Origin of the sequence: Pseudomonas sp. GD03858, from assembly GCF_029840925.1 — a bacterium.
Taxonomy (GTDB): Bacteria; Pseudomonadota; Gammaproteobacteria; order Pseudomonadales; family Pseudomonadaceae; genus Aquipseudomonas.
On sequence record NZ_JAOCDM010000012.1, the window covers coordinates 57,052 to 78,141 of the forward strand.

General features: G+C 63.7%; 23 protein-coding genes and 1 tRNA gene. 10 read left to right on the forward strand and 14 right to left on the reverse strand.

Annotated elements, in window-relative coordinates:
* Positions 1 to 30: 30 nt before the first annotated feature.
* The 8 genes from flgF to N5D48_RS05790 form a co-directional block, all read right to left on the reverse strand.
* Positions 31 to 771 carry a flagellar basal-body rod protein FlgF gene (gene flgF, locus N5D48_RS05755; protein WP_279882100.1) on the reverse strand — a complete coding sequence of 247 codons (741 nt, stop codon included), beginning with the start codon at positions 769 to 771 and terminating at the stop codon, positions 31 to 33.
* A 162-nt stretch (positions 772 to 933) separates the two neighbouring features.
* On the reverse strand, positions 934 to 1,122 hold the full coding sequence (locus N5D48_RS05760) for a hypothetical protein (RefSeq protein ID WP_279882102.1): 189 nt from the start codon (positions 1,120 to 1,122) through the stop codon (positions 934 to 936).
* Between the two features lie 67 nt (positions 1,123 to 1,189).
* Positions 1,190 to 2,512, reverse strand: a complete 1,323-nt coding sequence (gene flgE / locus N5D48_RS05765; protein WP_279882104.1) for a flagellar hook protein FlgE — start codon at positions 2,510 to 2,512, stop codon at positions 1,190 to 1,192.
* A 30-nt stretch (positions 2,513 to 2,542) separates the two neighbouring features.
* Positions 2,543 to 3,241 (reverse strand): flagellar hook assembly protein FlgD, encoded by a 699-nt coding sequence (gene flgD, locus N5D48_RS05770; RefSeq protein ID WP_279882106.1) that lies wholly within the window; start codon positions 3,239 to 3,241, stop codon positions 2,543 to 2,545.
* A gap of 13 nt (positions 3,242 to 3,254) precedes the next feature.
* A complete protein-coding gene (flgC, locus tag N5D48_RS05775; RefSeq protein WP_104445064.1) occupies positions 3,255 to 3,698 on the reverse strand; it encodes a flagellar basal body rod protein FlgC in 444 nt (147 codons plus the stop codon).
* A gap of 2 nt (positions 3,699 to 3,700) precedes the next feature.
* A complete protein-coding gene (flgB, locus tag N5D48_RS05780; RefSeq protein ID WP_279804665.1) occupies positions 3,701 to 4,108 on the reverse strand; it encodes a flagellar basal body rod protein FlgB in 408 nt (135 codons plus the stop codon).
* Between the two features lie 381 nt (positions 4,109 to 4,489).
* On the reverse strand, positions 4,490 to 5,317 hold the full coding sequence (cheR, locus tag N5D48_RS05785; RefSeq protein ID WP_279882108.1) for a protein-glutamate O-methyltransferase CheR: 828 nt from the start codon (positions 5,315 to 5,317) through the stop codon (positions 4,490 to 4,492).
* A 52-nt stretch (positions 5,318 to 5,369) separates the two neighbouring features.
* Entirely contained in the window at positions 5,370 to 6,299 is a 930-nt protein-coding gene (locus N5D48_RS05790) for a chemotaxis protein CheV (RefSeq protein ID WP_279882111.1), read from the reverse strand.
* A gap of 63 nt (positions 6,300 to 6,362) precedes the next feature.
* Here N5D48_RS05790 and flgA point away from each other — a divergent pair, with 63 nt between their 5' ends.
* The 4 genes from flgA (at position 6,363) to N5D48_RS05810 (ending at position 8,939) form a co-directional block, all read left to right on the forward strand.
* Positions 6,363 to 7,112, forward strand: a complete 750-nt coding sequence (flgA, locus tag N5D48_RS05795; protein WP_279882113.1) for a flagellar basal body P-ring formation chaperone FlgA — start codon at positions 6,363 to 6,365, stop codon at positions 7,110 to 7,112.
* 173 nt (positions 7,113 to 7,285) lie between these two features.
* Complete coding sequence (gene flgM, locus N5D48_RS05800) at positions 7,286 to 7,600, forward strand: flagellar biosynthesis anti-sigma factor FlgM (protein WP_279882115.1); 315 nt, start codon at positions 7,286 to 7,288, stop codon at positions 7,598 to 7,600.
* Between the two features lie 47 nt (positions 7,601 to 7,647).
* The gene (locus N5D48_RS05805; protein WP_279882117.1) at positions 7,648 to 8,115 is read left to right on the forward strand and encodes a flagellar protein FlgN; all 468 of its coding nucleotides are present in this window, start codon (positions 7,648 to 7,650) and stop codon (positions 8,113 to 8,115) included.
* Positions 8,116 to 8,195: 80 nt separating this feature from the next.
* Positions 8,196 to 8,939, forward strand: a complete 744-nt coding sequence (locus tag N5D48_RS05810; protein WP_279882119.1) for a flagellar brake protein — start codon at positions 8,196 to 8,198, stop codon at positions 8,937 to 8,939.
* A gap of 81 nt (positions 8,940 to 9,020) precedes the next feature.
* Here the strand turns inward: N5D48_RS05810 and N5D48_RS05815 are convergent, their stop codons facing one another.
* The 3 genes from N5D48_RS05815 to bkdR all read right to left on the reverse strand — a co-directional run bounded on the left by N5D48_RS05815 (position 9,021) and on the right by bkdR (position 12,485).
* Positions 9,021 to 10,355, reverse strand: a complete 1,335-nt coding sequence (locus N5D48_RS05815; protein WP_279882121.1) for an MFS transporter — start codon at positions 10,353 to 10,355, stop codon at positions 9,021 to 9,023.
* A 130-nt stretch (positions 10,356 to 10,485) separates the two neighbouring features.
* Positions 10,486 to 11,727 (reverse strand): glutamine synthetase family protein, encoded by a 1,242-nt coding sequence (locus N5D48_RS05820; protein ID WP_279882152.1) that lies wholly within the window; start codon positions 11,725 to 11,727, stop codon positions 10,486 to 10,488.
* A 269-nt stretch (positions 11,728 to 11,996) separates the two neighbouring features.
* Positions 11,997 to 12,485: a Bkd operon transcriptional regulator BkdR gene (bkdR, locus tag N5D48_RS05825; RefSeq protein ID WP_279882123.1), complete on the reverse strand. Its 489-nt coding sequence runs from the start codon at positions 12,483 to 12,485 to the stop codon at positions 11,997 to 11,999.
* Between the two features lie 198 nt (positions 12,486 to 12,683).
* Between bkdR and N5D48_RS05830 the strand changes: the two genes are divergently transcribed.
* From N5D48_RS05830 to lpdA, 4 genes are read left to right on the forward strand one after another with little or no spacing between them, the layout of a single operon-like run.
* The gene (locus N5D48_RS05830) at positions 12,684 to 13,916 is read left to right on the forward strand and encodes a 3-methyl-2-oxobutanoate dehydrogenase (2-methylpropanoyl-transferring) subunit alpha (RefSeq protein ID WP_279882125.1); all 1,233 of its coding nucleotides are present in this window, start codon (positions 12,684 to 12,686) and stop codon (positions 13,914 to 13,916) included.
* A gap of 1 nt (position 13,917) precedes the next feature.
* Positions 13,918 to 14,976, forward strand: coding sequence for an alpha-ketoacid dehydrogenase subunit beta (locus N5D48_RS05835; RefSeq protein ID WP_279882127.1), 1,059 nt, complete (start codon positions 13,918 to 13,920; stop codon positions 14,974 to 14,976).
* Entirely contained in the window at positions 14,977 to 16,245 is a 1,269-nt protein-coding gene (locus tag N5D48_RS05840) for a dihydrolipoamide acetyltransferase family protein (protein ID WP_279882129.1), read from the forward strand. It begins immediately after the preceding gene.
* 2 nt (positions 16,246 to 16,247) lie between these two features.
* Entirely contained in the window at positions 16,248 to 17,627 is a 1,380-nt protein-coding gene (gene lpdA / locus N5D48_RS05845) for a dihydrolipoyl dehydrogenase (protein ID WP_279882131.1), read from the forward strand.
* Positions 17,628 to 17,745: 118 nt separating this feature from the next.
* On the opposite strand, the gene N5D48_RS05850 is transcribed toward lpdA, so the two are convergent.
* Positions 17,746 to 18,744: a diguanylate cyclase gene (locus N5D48_RS05850; protein ID WP_279882133.1), complete on the reverse strand. Its 999-nt coding sequence runs from the start codon at positions 18,742 to 18,744 to the stop codon at positions 17,746 to 17,748.
* A 218-nt stretch (positions 18,745 to 18,962) separates the two neighbouring features.
* Here N5D48_RS05850 and N5D48_RS05855 point away from each other — a divergent pair, with 218 nt between their 5' ends.
* A complete protein-coding gene (locus N5D48_RS05855) occupies positions 18,963 to 19,496 on the forward strand; it encodes a hypothetical protein (protein WP_279882135.1) in 534 nt (177 codons plus the stop codon).
* A gap of 84 nt (positions 19,497 to 19,580) precedes the next feature.
* On the opposite strand, the gene N5D48_RS05860 is transcribed toward N5D48_RS05855, so the two are convergent.
* Positions 19,581 to 19,657, reverse strand: a tRNA-Arg gene (locus N5D48_RS05860).
* A gap of 94 nt (positions 19,658 to 19,751) precedes the next feature.
* The gene (gene phnN, locus N5D48_RS05865) at positions 19,752 to 20,354 is read right to left on the reverse strand and encodes a phosphonate metabolism protein/1,5-bisphosphokinase (PRPP-forming) PhnN (protein WP_279882137.1); all 603 of its coding nucleotides are present in this window, start codon (positions 20,352 to 20,354) and stop codon (positions 19,752 to 19,754) included.
* A gap of 346 nt (positions 20,355 to 20,700) precedes the next feature.
* Between phnN and N5D48_RS05870 the strand changes: the two genes are divergently transcribed.
* Positions 20,701 to 21,027 (forward strand): Arc family DNA-binding protein, encoded by a 327-nt coding sequence (locus N5D48_RS05870; RefSeq protein ID WP_003254499.1) that lies wholly within the window; start codon positions 20,701 to 20,703, stop codon positions 21,025 to 21,027.
* Positions 21,028 to 21,090: the final 63 nt, after the last annotated feature.

A 21,090-nucleotide genomic window follows, 5' to 3' on the forward strand; every position in this document is an offset into this window, starting at 1 on the left:
GCCTGTTTTATGGCACCCGTTCAAATGTGGTTAGCCGATTTGCAAGACGCGCGCCATGGCTTCATCGCCTTCCTTGGCCGCGTTCATCATCTTGACGTGCAGTTCGAACTGACGGGACAGCGCCAGCACCGAGGTCATTTCCTCGACGGCATTGACGTTGCTCGACTCCAGGAAGCCCGAGACCACGCGAACATTGACGTCGGCGTCGGCGGGCTGGCCATTGGTGGTGCGGATCATGCCGTCCGGCCCCTTGTTCAGGCCCTTGATGTCAGGGTTGACCAGCTTGATGCGGTCGACCTCGGCCATCACTCGAGGGTCCTCGCCCATGGCGCGGATACTGATGGTGCCGTCGTCACCGACCTCGACCTTTTGCTCGGGCGGAATGGCGATCGGGCCGCCATTGCCGATCACCGGCATGCCATTGCCGGCGCGCAGCACACCGAGGGCATCGATGTTCAGGCTGCCGGTGCGCACATAGGCTTCGCTGCCATCGGGCGCCTGCACGGCGATGAAACCCTTGCCGCTCACGGCCACATCCAGTTCGCGACCGGTCTCGACCAGGGCGCCTTCACTGAAGTCGGTGGCCGGACGCTCGGTCATGGCGAAGGCGCGCGCCGGAAAGCTGTCGCCGAACACCGGCATCGAACGCGCCTGCTCCAGATCACGCTGGAAGCCATGGGTGGAAACGTTCGCCAGGTTGTTGGCATGGGCCTTCTGCGCCAGCGCGTTCTGGCTGGCGCCGGTCATGGCCACATAAAGCATCTTGTCCACAGCATCTCCTCTACGCGCACCTTGCCGCGCTGTCGTTGACAAGGTCAAAGCAATTATCGAACCAAACTGATAGAACCCCTTTAATACGGGACTTCCAGGGGGGCTAACAGGCATCGAGCGTCAGTTTGTCGGCGAATCTTTGCCGCAGGCGGCAAGGCCCCGTCAGTTGGCCCGGCAGGCGCCATTGTTGTAGGGCCCGGAGTGACGCTTCCAGCCCTCCCCCGGATCGCTGGCCGAGCACATGTAGCGCCCGGTCGCCAGGCTTTGCCACTGGTACCAGGGCGCTGGCGCGGCCTGCAGCGAAAGCGCGATCAACAACGCGCCGGCCACCACGAGCATCGACTTGTTCATGGCATCAACCTCCTCTGCCGGATGTGAAAAAGCCCCTGCAAGCAGGGGCTCTATCACGCCACGCTCATCAGGTCATCTGGATGATGGTCTGCATGATGGTGCTTTCGGTGGAAATGGTCTTGGCGTTGGCCTGGTAGTTGCTCTGCGCCTTGATCAGGTTGACCAGTTCGCCGGTCAGGTCGACGTTGGAGTCTTCCAGGGAACTGCCGGCGATGCGACCCAGCGTGCCGGTGTCCGGCTCGCCGATGATCGCCACGCCAGAGGCATAGGATTCCTTCCAGGCAGTGGCACCGACCGGGGTCAGCCCCTGCAGGTTGGCGAAGTTGGCGACCACCACCTGGCCGATCACCTTGTTCTGACCATTGGTGAAATTGGCGAACATGTTGCCGCTCTGATCGACGGTCAGGCCGGCGAGCTCACCGGTGGCGTAGCCATCCTGGTCCTTGGCGGTAGTGGCCGAGGCCGCGTTGTACTGGGTGGTCGCCAGCATGTCCAGGGTCACGCCACCAGCGCGCGCGGTGGCGCCGTTGCTTACCCAGTTGCCCGCGGCGTTCTTCTCGGCCGGCACCCAGTTGGCCAGCTGGAAGGTTTTGTCGGCACCGATGGTCAGGCCACCCGTGACCGGGCCGGCAGCCATCGCGGCGGTATTCAGCTGCCCTCCAGAGGTGAACGGCAGCTTGTTCACCAGCGGCGTGCTCAGGGTCGGGTCGGCCGGGTTGCGGCCACCGATGGTGGTGTACATGGTCCAGGAATTGGTGCCGGCATCCTTGACGAAGTACTGGTTCATCTGGTGCTCGTTACCCTGACTGTCATAGACCGGGGTATTGAAGGTGTAGTTGTAGCTGTTGACGTTGGTCGGATCGAACGGCGTCACCTTCGGCTGGTCGGCACTGGAGTTCAGGTTGACGGTTTCGGAAATGCGACCGGTCGGCCGCGGCGCCAGGTTCGAGGTGTCGATCTTCAGGTCGGTCAGCACGCCCGGGATGACCTTGCCGCTGTCATCCACCGCGTAACCCTGCAGGTTGGCGCCGTTGGCGTTGACCACGTAGCCTTCCTTGTCGCTGTAGAACGCGCCGGAACGGGTGTAGATGCGCGAGCCGTTGTCGTTCAGGGCGAAGAAGCCGTTGCCGTCGATGGCCATGTCCAGCGCCTGGCCGGTGCCATTGATGTTGCCCGGATTGAACATCTGCGAGACCGCCATGGTCTTCACGCCACTGCCCACCTGGGTCTTGCCGCCGGCGGTGCCACGAATGGACTGGGAGTACTGGTCACCGAACTCGGCGCGCGACGCCTTGAAGCCGGTGGTGGCGACGTTGGCAATGTTGTTGCCGGTGACGTTCAGGGATTTGTTCGCCGCGTAGAGACCGCTAAGGCCGATATTGAAAGACATGTACTCGCTCCTTGTGCCGATTCTGCGGCGTTAAATTCCGATCGTGGTGACTTTGGAGATGCCGACTTTGCCGATACCGGCCAGGTCGAGCATCATCTCGCTGCCGTTCTGGAAGCTGACACTGTTGACCTTGGCCGGCAGCAGGGTGGCCAGGGTCTTGGCCTTGCCGTCGACCTTGGTTTCGGCGCTGAAGGTGTAGGTGCCCGGCTCGACCACCTCGCCCTTGTCGTTTTTGCCGTCCCAGATGAAGTCGGCGTTACCGGCCTTCTGCGCGCCCAGGTCGATGGTCTTGACCACCTTGCCATCCTTGTCCTTGATGGTGACCTTGCCCTCGGTGATGTTCGACGACAGCACAACCTGGCCACTGAAGCTCTTGGTGGTGTCGACCACCGCCTTGTCGCTCGCCACGATCACCGAGCGGCCAACCAGCGAAGTGGCCTGCAGCGCCTGGGACGAACCGATGCCGGTGAGGATGCCGTCCACCGACTCCTTCAGCGACTGGATACCCTCGAGGCTGCTGAACTGCGCCAGCTGCGCGACGAACTCGCCGTTGTCCTGGGGATCGAGCGGGTTCTGGTTCTTCATCTGCGTCACCAGCAACTGCAGGAACGCATCCTTGCCCAGCGCGCTGCCGGCCTGGCCGGTGCTGGCGTTGTTCTTGCTGGCAGGCTTCTGCAGGGACTCCAGGTAGCTACTGTTGACCTTGGTATCAGTATTGGTGGTAGTCATTACGGCTCCCTGCTCACTGACCCAGGGTCAGCACTTTCTGCATCATGTTCTTGGCGGTGTTCATCAGCTCGGCGTTGGTCTGGAACGCGCGGCTGGCGGAGATCATGTCGGCCATCTCCTCGACCACGTTGACGTTCGGGTAGTAGACGTAGCCGTCCTTGTTCGCCGCCGGATGGTTAGGCTCGTAACGGGCCTCGAGATTGCTCTGGTCCTCGATGATGCCCTTGACCTGCACGCCCTGCCCCGCTTCACCCTGGTCCTCGAACAACGACTGGCCGGCGCCGGCCTGGGCCTGCTGGAAGGTGGTGGCGAACACTGGGTGGCGGGCGCGGTAGGTCTGGTCGATGCTCGACGAGACCGTCTCGGCGTTGGCGATGTTCGAGGCGACGGTGTTCAGGCGCGTGTTCTGCGCGCTCATGCCGCTACCGGCGATATTGAAGACACTGGCAAGGGACATGGTCACTCTCCACGCAGGGCCGATACCAGCCCTTTGAATTTACTGTTGAGCAGGGTGAAGCTGGCCTGGAAGCCAACGGCGTTTTCCGTGTAGTTCGATTGCTCGATCTGCGCATCGACGGTGTTCTGGTCGATGGACGGCTGCATGGGCGTGCGGTACTGCAACGTGTCGTCGGCCATCGCCAGGCCCTGGGCCTCGATATGACGGTTGTTGGTGCGTTCCAGGGCAATGCGCCCGTTCTGCTGCTTGTCGGCCTCGGCGGCGAGCACCGACGAGAAATCCATGTCGCGCGCCTTGTAGTTGGGCGTGTCGGCGTTGGCGATGTTGTTGGCCAGCACCTCGGCGCGCTGGGCACGGAAGCCCAGTGCCTTTTCGTGGATGCCAAGCGCCTTGTCGAAACTGATGCTCATGTCGGGGAAACCTTCGAAGGTCGACCGTGAATGTCGTTGGCGAAGGTATAGCAAGGGCTGTGCCAAGCCACGCAAAGCCCATGAATGCGGGGCCTGGGGACGGAACACCTGGAAGGTGATGCCAGAAAAGCGGCAAACCGTTTCCGCCCGACGAAGGGAAAGCGGCAATTGCCGGGCGGCAAAAGCGGCAAAACAAAAAATTGACGTCACGGCCTCAAGCGAGGATCGCGCCGCCTCTTTCGCGGGCAAGCCCGTTCCCACAGGCAAAGCGTTAGCTTGAGATTTTGCGTAATCCTGCAGGAGCGGGCTTGCCCCGCGAAAAATCCGGTACAGGCAAACGAAAAGGGCCGGTATCTCGCGATACCGGCCCTTTGGCCTGCTTCACTTGGCCTGGTAGATGATCCCCGGGCTGCACTGAACCATCTGGTAGTGGTCCGGCAAGCCGTTGAGCGCCTCGGACGCCCCCAGGAACAGGTAGCCACCCGGCTTGAGCGTGCCGTGAATACGCATCAGGATGTCCTTCTTGACCTGGGCCGAGAAGTAGATCAGCACGTTGCGACAGAACACGATGTCGAACTTGCCCAGCGGCGCATAGCTGTCGAGCAGGTTGTAGGAACGGAACTCGACCCGACTGCGGATCGGCGACTTGACCGCCCAGCGCCCTGGCCCCTTGGGATCGAAGTAGCGCTGCAGGCGCTCCTGCGACAGACCGCGCGCGATGGCCAGGCTGTCGTACTCGCCCGTCTTGCAGTTGTTCAGCATGGCGCCGGACAGGTCGGTGGCCACGATCTGCGCCCCCATCTTCAACTGCCCGAGATTGCTGCGCTCGAACTCGTCGATGGCCATGGAGAGCGAATAGGGCTCCTGCCCCGACGAACAGGCCGCCGACCAGATGCGCAGACGCTGCCCTGGGTTGTTCCTGATGAACTCCGGAATCACCTTGCTCTTGAGCACTTCGAAGGGATAGGTATCGCGGAACCACAGCGTCTCGTTGGTGGTCATGGCATCAACCACCTGCTCCCGCAACCCGCCGCGCGGCTGGGTCTGGATACGCTGCACCAGCTCGCCGAGCGACTTGATGCCCTGCTGTTCCATCAGCTTGTTGAGACGGCTGGAGACCAGGTACTGCTTATTCTCGCCCAGCAGGATGCCACAGGCTTTCTCCAGGAAGACCCGGAACTGTTCGAAATCCAAATTACCCGTAGACAATGCTGCCGCCTCTTTACTAAATAGCTAGCGCCGGGGACAGGCCCCGGCCGTTTCAATGAGTCGCCTTGATCCGGTCGACCACGCGCTGGGCGAGGTCGTCCGGCTTGAACTTGGCCAGGAAGTCATCGGCGCCGACCTTCTTGACCATGGCCTGGTTGAATACCCCGGACAGCGAAGTATGCAGGCAGATGTGCAGCTTTTGCATGCGTGGATCGCTGCGAATCTCCGCGGTGAGGGTATAGCCGTCCATCTCCGGCATTTCAATATCGGAGATCATCATGAGGAATTCGTCCTCGGGCCGCTTGCCTTCGTCCACCAGCTTGCGCAGGTAGTCCAGGGCCTGACGACCGTCGTTGAGCGCCACCACCTCGACGCCGACGGTTTGCAGACAACGGCTGACCTGCTTGCGCGCCACCGACGAGTCATCGACCGTCAGCACCCGCAGCAGCACGGCCTTGTCCTGTACCTCGGCATCCACCACGCCCGCCGACACCGACTCGGAGGACGGCGCCACTTCGGCCAGCACCTTCTCCACGTCGATGATCTCGACCATGCGATTGTCGACCCGGGTGACCGCGGTCAGGTAGTGATCGCGCCCGGTGCCCTTGGGTGGCGGGTGGATCTCTTCCCAGTTCATGTTGACGATGCGCTCGACCGAGTGCACCAGGAAGCCCTGGGTCTTGGTGTTGTACTCGGTGATGATCACGAAACTGTTGCGGGTTTCCTCCCGCAGCCCCGGCAGCCCGGTCGCCATCGACAGGTCCAGGATCGGGATCGTCGCCCCGCGAATGTTGGCCACCCCTCGCACCACCGGATGGGATTTGGGCAGCAGCGTCAGGTCCGGGCACTGCAGCACTTCCCGGACCTTGAACACATTGATGCCATAGAGCTGGTCGCCATTGAGGCGGAACAACAGCAACTCCAGGCGGTTCTGCCCCACCAGCTGCGTGCGCTGGTTGACCGAATCCATCACTCCAGCCATGCCGGACTCCTTCAACGAATGCCTGTGCAACAAGTCGGCACGGGCTTTGCTTTTTTGAACGCCATGTACATGAAAACGACATTTTTCCGACGACTGACGCGCCTGCTGGCCGGCTCGCTGACCGCAGTGTGCCTGCTGGTGCCGGGCGTTCGTGCGCTGGCGGACGCGTTTACCTTGCCTGAACAGCTTATCGGTGTCACTCAAGGGTTTCTTGAATTCACCGTGGAGGATTATCTGGCGACCACCCAGACACCCGGCCGCTACGAGATCCAGGTCAACACCCTCGACCCGCGCCTGCGCATGCCGCTGTGCAGCCAGCAGCTCGACGCCTCGCTGGAGAGTTCGACGCCGCTGGGCAGGGTCACGGTCAAGGTACGCTGCGACGGCGCGGCGCCATGGACCGTGTTCGTCCCCGCCCAGGTGCGCCTGCTGCGCGATGTGGTGGTGATGACTCGCCCGCTCAAGCGCGAAAGCGTGGTCGGCGAAGGCGATGTGGCCCTGCGCGAGCGCGACGTGGGCAGCCTCGGCCCCGGCTACCTGACCCAGCTGGACCAGGCGCTGGGCATGAAGCTGCTGCGCCCGACGGTGCTCGACCAGGTCCTGACCCAGCAACACCTGGAACAGGCCGAGGTGGTGCGCAAGGGCGACCACGTGGTGATCGTCGCGCGCAGCGGCAGCCTCAGCGTGCGCATGCCCGGCGAGGCCCTGGACAAGGGCGGCCTGCAGACGCAGATCCGCGTGCGCAACCTCAACTCCAAGCGCGTGGTGAAGGCCCGCGTGACCGGGCCCGGCCAGGTCGAGGTGGCGATGTAGCTCCGGGCGTCAGGATAACGACGCGAGGCTGGCAGTATGGAACCGCGCGCCCTAAACTGTGTCGGAAATCGGGTGGCGCACGCTGGCTTCACGGCAGTGATGCATTGTTGCCTAAAGTTTCTTTCGGGTTGGCCGAAAACAAGGCATGCGTCCTAATACCCAGGGGTTCTGACATGGTCATCGACTTCAGTCGTTTGAATAATTCTCCGTCCGTCACGGGCGGCGTGCGTGGCAATGCCGCGCCCGGCAACGCCGAGAAAGCCGGCGAAGCCAGCCAGGCGCCCAAGCGCGCCGATGCCAGCGGAGAAACGGTACATCTGAGCCCTGAGGCCCAGCAATTGCAGAAGATCAGCGACAAGCTGCGCGACCAGCCGACCGTCAACAGCGCCCGCGTGGCCGAGTTGAAACAGGCGATCGCAGACGGCAGCTACAAGGTCGATGCCGACCGGGTCGCCAGCAAGCTGCTTGATTTCGAAGCCCAGCGCTGACCTCAAGGCGCGCTGACTTCCAGGACGCACCACGCCAAGAGTTAGCCATGCACGACATCACCCTGCTGCAACTGATCGAAAACGACATCGCCCCGGCGCAGGAGCTGCTCGAGCTCCTGCAGAACGAAGCGATAGCCCTGCACGGGCGGGACATGGCGGCCCTGGAGCAGATCCTGGCCCGCAAGCAGTCGTTGATCATCTTGCTTGAACAGCAGGGTACACGGCGCAGCCAGCTGCTCCAGAGCCTCGGCCTGAGCGCCGATCGCGCCGGCGCGCAAGCGCTGGCCGCCCAGTCGAGCAGCGGCGACGCCATCATGAGCCGGCTCGATGCGCTGGGCCAGATCATGGATGCCTGCCAGCAGGTCAACGCGACCAATGGCCGGATCATCCAGGTGCAGCAACAGGCCACGGCCAACCAGATCAGGATCCTCCAGGGCGGCGACTCGCCGTCGCTCTACGACGCCCGTGGCGGCACCTCGCCCATGGCCAAGCCCCGCGCCCTCAGCCAAGTGTGATTAGTCCTATCAAGCCACGGAACATACTGGCAAAATGCCGTTACTTGCGTGTGTCGTTTTTGCCTGGAGATTGATAACCCGTGTTCAATGAATCCGATGCTCCCCAGCCACCGAAGGTGCTGAGCACCCCTTTGGAGATCACGGCCAACCTGCGCCAGCTGCTGGAGAGCCACGACCCGCTGATCATCAGCTTCCATGAGCGCAGCCAAAGGTTCCAGAGCTACGTGGTGCATGTCGACAAGGACACCGGCACTCTGGCCCTGGACGAGATGATTCCTCGCGACGGCGAAAAGTACATCGAGAACGGCGAGCCGTTCCGCATCGAAGGCTTCCATGACGGCGTGCGCATCGCCTGGGAAAGCGACACGCCGCTGACCATCGGCGCAATCGACGGCCACCGCTGCTACCGCGGCCCGCTGCCGACGGAAATGACTTACCACCAGCGCCGCAACGCCTTCCGCGCCGCGCTCAAGCTCTCGCAGCTGGTCGATATCGTGCTCGACGGGACGCACCTCAAGGGCAACGGCGCCTTGCGCGGCAAGCTGCTGGACATCTCCGCCACCGGCTGCAAGCTGCGCTTCGACGGCAACGTCGAGGATCGCCTGCAGTTGGGCCAGGTGTACGAACGGTTCAAGGCCGGCAATCCACTGGGGCTGACCGACACACTGGTCGAACTGCGTCACCTGCACTTCGAGGAGCGCATCAACACCACCTTCGCCGGCGTGCGCTTCCACAACCTCAACGGCCAGGCGCAGCGCAAGATCGAGAGTTTCGTCTACCAGTTGCAGCGTGAAGCGCGTCGGTTCGACAAGGACGACTACTGATCGTCGCCAGTCCAGTGATGCTGTTCACCTGAGAAAGATCAGGGCCCCTTCGCGGCGCTTCGACGCGAAGGGGCGTCCCACCTAGGAAGCCGATTTACTCACCTCGCTCTCGCCTTGCGGCTCCACGCTCGCCTCTTCCTCGGTATCCTCCGCCGCTACCGGCGCCTGCATCACCTCCTGCACCGTCTGCTCATCGACCCGCGGGTCGAGCGCCGCCGACAACGGCGAGCCCGCCGCCGGCATCGCCACGTGCCCCAGCGGCGCATCCTGCACCTGATGCAGCCCAGTGACCGCCTTGGGCCGTATGCGCCAGACCAGCACCAGGGCGAAGAACAGGAAGAAGGCATACAGCATCTGCGGCCCCAGCAGCTTCATCAGCACGCCGGCCGCCAGCGGCCCGATACAGGCGCCGACGCCATAGGTGACCAGCAACATGGCGGTCAGCGACACCCGCCGCTCGCTCTCCACATGGTCGTTGGAAAACGCCACCGCCAAGGGGTACAGGCAGAACTGCAACAGCGAAATGACGAAGCCGATGGCGAACAGCAGCGCCAGCGGCACCCCCGGCAGGATCGCCAGCGGCGCCGAGGCCAGCGCCAGGCCGATGGCCACGCTGCGGATCAACACCGCCCGATCGTAGCGATCGGAGAGCCAGCCCAGCGGCCATTGCACCAGCAACCCGGCGAAGATGCAGCTGCCCATGAACAGACCGACCTGCTCGGTGGAAAGCCCCTGGCTGGACGCGTACAACGGTGCCAGGCCATAGAAGGAGCCGACGATCAGGCCCGACCCCAGCACCGTGGACAGCGATTGCGGCACCCGCTTGATGAAGAACTTCGGCTCCATCGGCGCCGGACGCAGGGGCGCGGGGTGAATGCGCCGGGTCATCGCCACCGGCACCAGGCACAGCGCGAAGCACATGGCGACCAGCATCAGCAGCTCCGGCCCCAGTTGCGGATGCACCACCAGGATCAACTGACCGAGCACCAGGCCCAGGTAGGAGGCGATCATGTAGCCGCTGAACACCGCCCCACGATGCTTGGCATCGGCCTGCTCGTTGAGCCAGCTCTCGATGACCATGTACTGGCACATCATCCCCAGGCCGACGATCATGCGCAGCCCGACCCAGGCCGGCAGCCAGTTGGTCAGGCCATGCCCGAGCACCGCCGCGCCGACGATACCGGCGCAGGTGGCGTAGGCGCGAATATGCCCGACCCGGCCGATCAGCCGGTGCCCCACCTTGCCGCCCACCGCCAGGCCGAAGTAGTTGGCGGCCATCAGCGCACCGATCCACAGACTGTCGACATGATCGGCGGCCAGGCGCAACGCCAGGTAGGTACTGAGCAGGCCGGAGCCGATCAGCATCATCAAGGCAGCGAAGTACAGCGACTGAAACGGCTTCCAGATATTTCGCATACGTCCCGTCAAGCTCCTTCATTCGCTGGCGTTGGGCTGCAGGCAAGCATAAGAGCAAAACGGTCCCGACGCAGGCCCCTTGCAGCGAAAGTCAGCACAAGGGGCGCATCCAGTAGCGGTCGTGTCGCGCTCAGGCCTGCGCCGCCAGCACGCGTCGCTCCCACGGCGTTATTTCATCGAAGAAATCGCTGAGCTCAAGGGTCTTGCTGGCGATGTAGCCTTCGATGAACTCCTGGCCGAACAGTTCCCGTGCCAGCGCGCTGCGTTTGAGCCGCTCCAGCGCGGCATGCAGGGTGCAGGGCAGGCTCAGGTGCTCCGGCACTTCGAACTCGCCCTGGATGGCGGGCGCCGGCACCAGCTGCTGCTCGATACCGTGCAGGCCGGCGGCAAGGCTGGCGGCGATGGCCAGGTAAGGGTTGGCATCGGCCCCTGGCAGGCGGTTCTCCACCCGCCGCGCAACAGCTGAGCTGGCAGGAATGCGCAAGCCCGCGGCACGGTTGTCCTCGGACCAGCAGGCATTGTTCGGCGACGCATAGGGGTGGCACAGGCGCTGGTAGGAATTGACGTTGGGCGCGAACAGCACGGTGAAGTCGGCCAGGCAGGCCTGCAGACCGCCAATGAAATGGTGGAAGGTGTCGGTCGCCCGGCCCTGCTCGTCGCTGAACACGTTGCGCCCGCTGGCGATCTCCACCAGGCTCTGGTGGATGTGCATCGAGCTGCCAGGCGTGTGCGCCAGCGGCTTGGCCATGCACACCACGGTCAGGCCATGACGCAGCGCCACTTCCTTGAGCAGGTGCTTGAACAGGAACGTCTGGTCGGCCAGCAGCAACGGATCGCCGTGCAGCAGGTTGATCTCGAACTGACTGACGCCCATCTCGTGCATGAAGGTATCGCGGGGCAACCCCAGCGCGGCCATGCACCGGTAGACCTCGTTGAAGAACGGGCGCAAGCCGTTGTTGGAGCTGACGCTGAACGCCGAATGGCCCATTTCCCGGCGACCATCCTTGCCCAATGGCGGCTGGAACGGCTGGCCAGGATCGGTATTGGGCGCGAAGACGAAGAACTCCAGTTCGGTCGCCACCACCGGCGCCAGGCCGCGCTTGGCATAGCGAGCGATCACCGCCTTGAGCTGGCCGCGGCTGGACAACCCCGAAGGCGCGCCGTCCAGTTCCACCGCATCGCAGATGGCCAGGGCGCGGGGCTCGTCGCTCCAGGGCAGGCGATGGATCTGGGTGGGCTCGGCCACCAGCGCCAGGTCGCCATCGTCACTGCCGTAGAATTTCGCTGGCGGGTAGCCACCCATGATGCATTGCAGCAGTACGCCACGCGCCATCTGCAAGCGGCGGCCTTCGAGAAAGCCCTCGGCGGTCATCACCTTGCCGCGCGCAACGCCGTTGAGGTCGGGGGTGACGCATTCGATTTCATCGATGCCCTTCAGGTGTTCAGCCTGGGTATGCGGGCCTGCGGTCGTCATGACACTGTCCTTCTTGTTGTTTTCGCCTGCCGGGAATGGCAACGAGCACAACATAGGCCGGGGGTGTTTAAAATATCAAGCACCCCAGGGGCAGTGGCGCCCTCTTCGCAGGTAAACCCGCGCCGACCTCGAGCCATGCACCGTACCCGCGAAAGGGCCGGCCCAGGCTACTGCTCGCGCAAGGTCATGCCATTGGCCGGCAACGGCAGCGCAGTCTTGTAGCGCACCTGCTTGAGGGCAAAGCTGGAGCGAATGTTCGCCACCCCAGGCAAGCGGGTCAGGTAATCGAGAAACCGCTCCAGCGCCTGGATGCTGGGCAGCAGCACCCGCAGCAGGTAATCCGGATCGCCCGTCATCAGGTAGCACTCCATCACCTCGGGCCGCTCGGCGATCTCTTCCTCGAAACGGTGCAGCGATTGCTCCACCTGCTTCTCGAGGCTGACATGGATGAACACATTGACGTCCAGCCCCAGCGTCTCCGGCGACAACAGCGTCACCTGCTGGCGAATCACGCCCATCTCCTCCATCGCCTTGACCCGGTTGAAGCAGGGCGTGGGCGACAGGTTGACCGAGCGCGCCAGCTCCGCGTTGGTGATCCGGGCGTTTTCCTGCAGGCTGTTGAGAATGCCGATATCCGTACGATCCAGTTTGCGCATGAGACAAATTCACCTGGCTTTTGTGTTTATGCGGAATGTTTATCTGCGCCGCGCTGCAAAGGCAATGAACATGAGAGAAAAATTCTCCTGGCGTCCCCCTATGATGTAAAAGACGCTGACTTGCCAGTCACGAGCCGGCACTCAGCGGCGGCCGCTTCAAAGCTCACAAAAACAACATTCGAGCGAGCGTAAAAAGCAATGAACGAGTACGCCCCCCTGCGTCTGCATGTGCCCGAGCCTACAGGCCGGCCAGGCTGCCAGACCGATTTCTCCTACCTGCGCCTGAACGACGCGGGTCAAGTCCGTAAACCGCCCATCGACGTCGAGCCTGCCGACACGGCAGACCTTTCCTACAGCCTGGTCCGCGTGCTCAACGAGCATGGCGACGCCGTTGGCCCGTGGGCCGCGGACGTCGACCCGCAAGTGCTGCGCCAGGGCATGCGCGCCATGCTCAAGACGCGCATCTTCGACAGCCGCATGGTAGTCGCCCAGCGCCAGAAGAAGATGTCCTTCTACATGCAGAGCCTGGGCGAGGAAGCCATCGGCAGCGGCCAGGCCCTGGCCCTGAACCGCAGCGACATGTGCTTCCCCACCTACCGCCAGCAGAGCATCCTGATGGCCCGCGACGTGTCCCTGGTGGACATGATCTGCCAGCTGCTGTCCAACACCCGTGATCCGCTCAAGGGCCGTCAGCTGCCGATCATGTATTCGGTGCGCGAGGCCGGCTTCTTCACCATCAGCGGCAACCTGGCCACCCAGTTCGTCCAGGCGGTCGGCTGGGCCATGGCCTCGGCGATCAAGGGCGATACCAAGATCGCCTCGGCCTGGATCGGCGACGGCGCCACCGCCGAGTCCGACTTCCACACCGCCCTGACCTTCGCCCACGTCTACCGCGCCCCGGTGATCCTCAATGTGGTCAACAACCAGTGGGCGATCTCGACCTTCCAGGCCATCGCCGGTGGCGAGTCGACCACCTTCGCCGGCCGTGGCGTGGGTTGCGGCATCGCCTCGCTGCGGGTCGACGGCAACGACTTCATCGCCGTCTACGCCGCCTCGCGCTGGGCCGCCGAACGCGCCCGCCGCGGCCTGGGGCCGACGCTGATCGAATGGGTCACCTACCGCGCCGGCCCGCACTCGACCTCGGACGATCCGTCCAAGTACCGCCCGGCCGACGACTGGAGCCACTTCCCGCTGGGCGACCCGATCACGCGCCTCAAGCAGCACCTGGTCAAGATCGGTCACTGGTCCGAGGAGGAGCACCAGGCAGTCACCGCCGAGCTCGAGGCCGAGGTGATCAAGGCGCAGAAGGACGCCGAGCAGTTCGGCACCCTGAGCAATGGCCATATCCCCAGCGCCGCCTCGATGTTCGAGGACGTGTACAAGGAAATGCCCGACCACCTGCGCCGCCAGCGCCAGGAACTGGGGGTCTGAGATGAACGATCACAACAACAGCATCCATCTGGAAAACGCCATGTCCACCACCACCATGACCATGATCCAGGCCCTGCGCTCGGCCATGGATGTCATGCTCGAGCGCGATGACAATGTCGTGGTCTATGGCCAGGACGTGGGCTACTTCGGCGGCGTGTTCCGCTGCACCGAAGGCCTGCAGACCAAGTACGGCAAGTCCCGCGTGTTCGACGCGCCGATCTCCGAGAGCGGCATCGTCGGCACCGCCGTGGGCATGGGCGCCTATGGCCTGCGCCCGGTGGTCGAGATCCAGTTCGCCGACTACTTCTACCCCGCCTCCGACCAGATCGTCTCGGAGATGGCCCGCCTGCGCTATCGCTCGGCCGGCGAGTTCATCTCGCCGCTGACCCTGCGCATGCCCTGCGGCGGCGGCATCTACGGCGGCCAGACCCACAGCCAGAGCCCGGAGGCGATGTTCACCCAGGTCTGCGGTCTGCGCACCGTGATGCCGTCGAACCCCTATGACGCCAAAGGCCTGCTGATCGCCTCGATCGAATGCGACGACCCGGTGATCTTCCTCGAGCCCAAGCGCCTGTACAACGGCCCCTTCGATGGCCATCACGACCGCCCCGTGACCCCGTGGGCCAAGCACCCGCATAGCGCCGTGCCGGATGGCTACTACACCGTGCCGCTGGACAAGGCGGCCATCGTCCGCCCGGGCAACGACGTCACCGTGCTGACCTACGGCACGACCGTGTATGTCTCGCAAGTGGCCGCCGAGGAAACCGGCGTCGACGCCGAGGTCATCGACCTGCGCAGCCTGTGGCCGCTGGACCTGGAGACCATCGTCGAGTCGGTGAAGAAGACCGGTCGCTGCGTGGTCGTGCACGAAGCCACCCGCACCTGCGGTTTTGGCGCCGAACTGGTGTCGCTGGTCCAGGAGCACTGCTTCCATCACCTCGAAGCGCCGATCGAGCGCGTCACCGGCTGGGACACCCCCTACCCTCACGCACAGGAATGGGCCTACTTCCCTGGTCCTTCGCGGGTAGGCGCGGCACTGAAACGGGTCATGGAGGTCTGAATGGGCACGCACGTCATCAAGATGCCGGACATCGGCGAAGGCATCGCGCAGGTCGAGTTGGTGGAGTGGTTCGTCAAGGTCGGCGACATGATCGCCGAGGACCAGGTGGTGGCCGATGTCATGACCGACAAAGCCACCGTGGAAATCCCTTCGCCGGTCAGCGGCAAGGTGCTGGCCCTGGGCGGCCAGCCAGGTGAGGTAATGGCGGTCGGCAGCGAGCTGATCCGCATCGAAGTCGAAGGCAGCGGCAACCATGTCGATACGCCCCAGGCCAAGCCGGTGGAGCCTGCGCCCGCGCCGGCGAAAGCCGAAACCAAGCCTGAACCGCGTATCGAGGCGCAGCCTCAGGCAGCCGCCAGCCACGCCGCGGCGCCGATCGTGCCACGCGAGGCCCATGAAAAGCCACTGGCCTCCCCCGCCGTGCGCAAGCGCGCCCTGGATGCCGGTATCGAACTGCGTTACGTGCATGGCAGCGGCCCGGCCGGGCGCATCCTCCATGAGGATCTCGACGCGTTCATCAGCAAGCCGCAGCGCGGCGCCGGCCAGGCACCGAGCGGCTACGGCAAGCGCACCGACAGCGAGCAGGTGCCGGTGATCGGCCTGCGCCGCAAGATCGCCCAGCGCATGCAGGACGCCAAGCGGCGCGTGGCCCATTTCAGCTATGTCGAGGAAATCGACGTCACCGCGCTCGAGGCACTGCGTCAGCAGCTCAACACCAAGTACGGCGACAGCCGCGGCAAGCTCACCCTGCTGCCGTTCCTGGTGCGCGCCATGGTCGTCGCCCTGCGCGACTTCCCGCAGATCAACGCCACCTACGACGACGAAGCCCAGGTCATCACCCGCCATGGCGCGGTGCATGTCGGCATCGCCACCCAGGGTGACAATGGCCTGATGGTGCCGGTGCTGCGCCATGCCGAGGCCGGCAGCCTGTGGAGCAACGCCGCCGAGATCGCCCGGGTCGCCAACGCTGCCCGCAGCAACAAGGCCAGCCGCGAGGAGCTGTCCGGCTCGACCATCACCCTGACCAGCCTCGGCGCCCTGGGCGGCATCGTCAGCACTCCGGTGGTCAACACCCCGGAAGTAGCGATCGTCGGCGTCAACCGCATGGTCGAGCGGCCGATGGTGATCGACGGCCAGATCGTCGTGCGCAAGATGATGAACCTGTCCAGCTCGTTCGACCATCGCGTGGTCGACGGCATGGACGCCGCCCTGTTCATCCAGGCCATGCGCGGCCTGCTGGAACAACCCGCCTGCCTGTTCGTGGAGTGATCATGCAACCGATTATCGACACCACCCTGCTGATCATCGGTGGCGGCCCCGGCGGCTATGTGGCCGCCATCCGCGCCGGACAACTGGGCATCCCCACCGTGCTGATCGAGGGCCAGGCCCTGGGCGGCACCTGCCTGAACATCGGCTGCATCCCCTCGAAGGCGCTGATCCATGTGGCCGAGCAGTTCCACCAGACCAGCCGCTACACCGAGCCGTCCGCGCTGGGCATCAGCGTGTCCTCGCCGCGCCTGGACATCGGCCGCAGCGTCGAATGGAAGGATGGCATCGTCGACCGCCTCACCAGCGGCGTCGCCGCGCTGCTGAAGAAGCATGGCGTCAAGGTGATCCATGGCTGGGCGAAGATCCTCGACGGCAAGAGCGTCGAGGTCGACGGTCAGCGCATCCAGTGCGAGCACCTGCTGCTGGCCACCGGTTCGAGCAGCGTCGAATTGCCGATGCTGCCCATCGGCGGGCCGATCATCTCGTCCACCGAGGCCCTGGCGCCCAAGGCCTTGCCGCAGCACCTGGTGGTGGTCGGCGGTGGCTATATCGGCCTGGAGCTGGGTATCGCCTACCGCAAGCTCGGCGCCAAGGTCAGCGTGGTGGAAGCGCGCGAGCGCATCCTGCCGACCTACGACGCCGAGCTGACCGCGCCAGTGGCCGACTCGATCAAGAAGCTGGGCATCGAGCTGTACCTGGGGCACAGCGTCGAAGGCTACGCCGACGGTTGCCTGCTGGCACGCGACGGCCAGGGCGGACAATTGCGCCTGGAGGCCGACCAGGTGCTGGTGGCCGTGGGCCGGCGCCCACGCACCCAGGGCTTCGGCCTGGAAAGCCTGGACCTGAAAATGAACGGCGCCGCCATCGCCATCGATGAGCACTGCCAGACCAGCATGCGCAACGTCTGGGCCATCGGCGACGTAGCGGGAGAACCGATGCTGGCGCACCGGGCCATGGCCCAGGGCGAGATGGTCGCCGAGATCATCGCCGGCAAGGCACGACGTTTCGAACCCAGCGCGATTGCCGCGGTGTGCTTCACCGACCCGGAAGTGGTGGTGGTCGGCAAGACCCCGGAACAGGCCAACCAGCAGGGTGTGGACTGCCTCGTTGCGCAGTTCCCGTTCGCCGCCAACGGTCGGGCCATGAGCCTTGAGTCGAAAAGCGGCTTCGTGCGTGTGGTGGCCCGCCGCGACAATCACCTGATCCTTGGCTGGCAGGCCGTGGGCGTGGCGGTGTCCGAGCTGTCCACCGCCTTTGCCCAGTCACTGGAGATGGGCGCCCGCCTGGAAGACGTCGCCGGTACCATCCATGCCCATCCAACCCTTGGCGAAGCAGTCCAGGAAGCGGCATTGCGCGCGCTGGGCCATGCCCTGCACATCTAGCGAAAGACACTGAAGCGGCAATAGCCGATTTGGCCCGCTGCGCCTCTGGCGCCGCGGGCATTTTTTTTTTCCCAGGCTTGCCGTCGACCGGCACTCACCCAGCCCTCTCCAGCCGCGCCTACTCGGCGATGGCATTCTTGCCCCGAGCCTTGGCCCGGTACAGCGCCTGATCGGCGCGCTCCAGCAAGCCGGCGGCGTCATCCCCCTCCTGCCACTGCACCACGCCATAGCTCATGGTCAACCGGCACGTGCCAATCGAGCCAAGGGCCTCCATCGCCGTACGAATGGCCTGGGCCATCGCGCAGGCCTGCTCGTGAGCACTGTGCGGCAGGACCACCGCGAACTCGTCGCCACCCCACCGCGCCAGCAAGTCCTGGGGCCGCAGGCAGGTACGGATACACTCGGTCACTTCGATCAACGCCGCGTCGCCGCGCGCATGGCCATGCAGATCGTTGATCGGCTTGAAATCGTCCAGATCCATGGCGATCAACGCCAGGGGCTCGCGAAAGCGCCGCGCACGTTCGCACTCCTGCTGCAGGGTCTTTTCCAGCCGGTAACGGTTGCCGGTACGCGTGAGCGCGTCGCGCTCGGCCAGCTCGCGGTTCTCGTCCAACTGTCGCTGCAGTTGCTGATTGACCCAGGAAAGCTCACGGGTGCGTTCGGCCACTTGGCACTCCAGCGACTCGTTGCGCTGCTCGAGCTCGGTGATCAGGCGCTTGCCTGCGTCGATATTGCGGTGAGCGCCCAGCATGCGCGCCACCGAGCCATCCGGATTGCGGGCGATGATATGGCCACTGTCTTCGATCCACAGGTAGCTGCCGTCCTGGCAGCGGCAGCGGTACTCGATGCGATAGCGCTCGTTGCGCTGATCGATGTAGGCCTCGAAGTGCGCCATTACGCGGGGGTAGTCCTCGGGATGGATCACACTCTCCCAGGTCAGCACCGAATTGGCCATGGAGTGACTGGCATAGCCCAGCATCGCGTACCAGCCGGGGTTGCGGTAGACGTAACCGCTGTTGGCATCCCAGTCCCAGATGCCATCGCTGATCAGATCGAACAAGGTCTGCAGTTGCGCTGTGGAAAAACCGGGTGGTACCGGCATTGCTTCGTGACTCATGGACGCTCTCCCTTATATCCGGCAACTGCGCCCCGATCCCGGTGCCGCCGGCATTTATGACGGTTGCCGCTGACGGCAAACCCATTCCTCCGACAGGCAAGCATATTCCGCGCGCGGCGTGGCAGGAATAGCCCCGATGGCCTATTTCAAGCCGATAGTTTCTCTGGCACAGCTTTTGCCCCTTGCGTCGCACAGCTGCATTCATCCAAGGAGGAACCATGCTCATCACCACCACCGGTCTGGCCTGGCCGGCCATGCAACAGCAGAACCGTACCGGCAACGACCAGCCTCAAACCCAGGCCGCGACCTTTCAGCCGGTCACCGCCAGCCACAAGCCAGACGCTCGGCAGGCCAACCAGCAGGGCTCCTCGCAGCAAGGCACCGAAGGCGACCACAAGGAAGCCTTCGCCAAGTTGATGCTCATGCTGCAGAACCCGGACGCCCATGCACGCCGGCAGACCAAAGTCGGCGAACAGGGGGCATCCTCCGCACTGCAGGAGTTCCGTGACTACATGGCCAAGTCCCCGGCAGAGAAGATCAAGGAGAAGCTCCTCCAGGAACTGGGCCTGACCCAGGACGAATACGACGCGCTGCCACCGGAACGAAAAATGAAGGTCGATGAACTGATCGCCAGGCGCATTCAGGAGGATGTGCAGATGAAGACCCAGGCCAGGCTGGAACAGCAGGCGCAGGCAGACGGGAAACTCGCAGGCATGCGGGACGACGACAAGCCGAAGGCCACCGCGCTTTGATCGATGCACCCCGCCGCTCAGGCGGTGGGCAGCATCCACTGCATACGGGAACCTGGGTCGGGGTGGGAAATGCCAGGACGATGATGGCGTCCCAGGCAGGATTTGAACCTGCAACCTTCCCCTTAGGAGGGGGATGCTCTATCCAATTGAGCTACTGAGACCCGAGAACCGACAGCGAATGCCGTGCGGTACAGACGGCGAGCATGTTAACCAGCATGCCGACGTTTGTCATGCCTCAATCGGGCAATTTGCACGTCAGATTTTTTCCACCGGTGCAGCGATCACCCCCTGCTCGCCCAACAGTGCCAGCAATGCCTCGACCGCATCGGTCAACGAGCCTGAGTTATCCAGCACGTGAACGGAGGCGTCATAGGCTCGCAGCCTTGCGTTGCGTGCCAGACGCTGCTCGATTTCGTCCTGGTTTTCCCGACCTCGGGCCGACAATCGCTGGCGCAACGCCTGCGGATCGACGACCAGCCCCACGGCCAGCAAGTCGGGATAACGCGCACGCGCCTGCGCCAGGTATCCCCGCGAACCATTGACCAGTACCGAACGCCCCTGCGCCAACCAATGCTCGATGCCCACGGGAATGCCATAGCACAGGCCGTTGGCCTGCCAATCCAGGGCGAACGCTCCCGAGCGACGCAGCTCATCGAAGCGCTCCTGGCTGACGCCATGAGCCGACTCGCCTTTCGACTCGGGCGAACGGGTGATCACCCGGCGAGCGATTTCGACCCCATGACCTCGCAATTGCTCACGCGCGGCGTCGATCACGGAATCTTTTCCCGACCCAGACGGTCCTACGAGGAATATCAGGCGACCTCTTGAGGCCGGCCCAACGCTTGCGTCATATTGCATAGCCACTATGCTCAATGTGTGGGAAACCAGCGCATTCTAGACTTTTCCCTGGCCTTTTTCGCCTTTTACCAGCTTTTTGACGACAAAGGTCTGACACCGATGTGATTCGATGAATGTGAAACTTTTCAAACCAGTGCTCATTTCTGATAATTGGTACTGGCATAAAGCCTTTATCGAGATCACTATTTGTCACAGAATTGACGCCAAGGAAACGGCGACCATGAGGCAAGATGAAGAACCAAAATCACATCACGGTTGAACATTTTGTCGTCGCCGCGGTCGTACTTCCACCGTGCGGCCAATTTGAGAACCGCTTCCCCTGAACCAGAACAACCGGTCAATTTATATGCGCCCAATGAAACAGGCTATCTATTCGAGCCGCACCGCTGACAAGTTTGTCGTCCGCCTGCCAGACGGGATGCGTGAGCGCATTGCCGAGGTAGCGCGCAACCACCACCGCAGCATGAACTCCGAAATCATCGCCCGTCTGGAACAGAGCCTTATCCAGGAAGGTGCGCTGGGCGACGAGCTGAGCATGCGCCTGGACAGCCCAGAACTCAGCCTCCACGAACGCGAACTGCTGCAACGCTTCCGCCAACTGTCCCACCGCCAGCAGAATGCCCTGGTCGCCCTCATCGCCCACGATGTGGAAATGGCCGCCGACGCGTCCTGATCCAGGCAAGCGACAACCAACCGCACACAAAAAAGCCAGCGCAAGCTGGCTTTTTTGCATCTG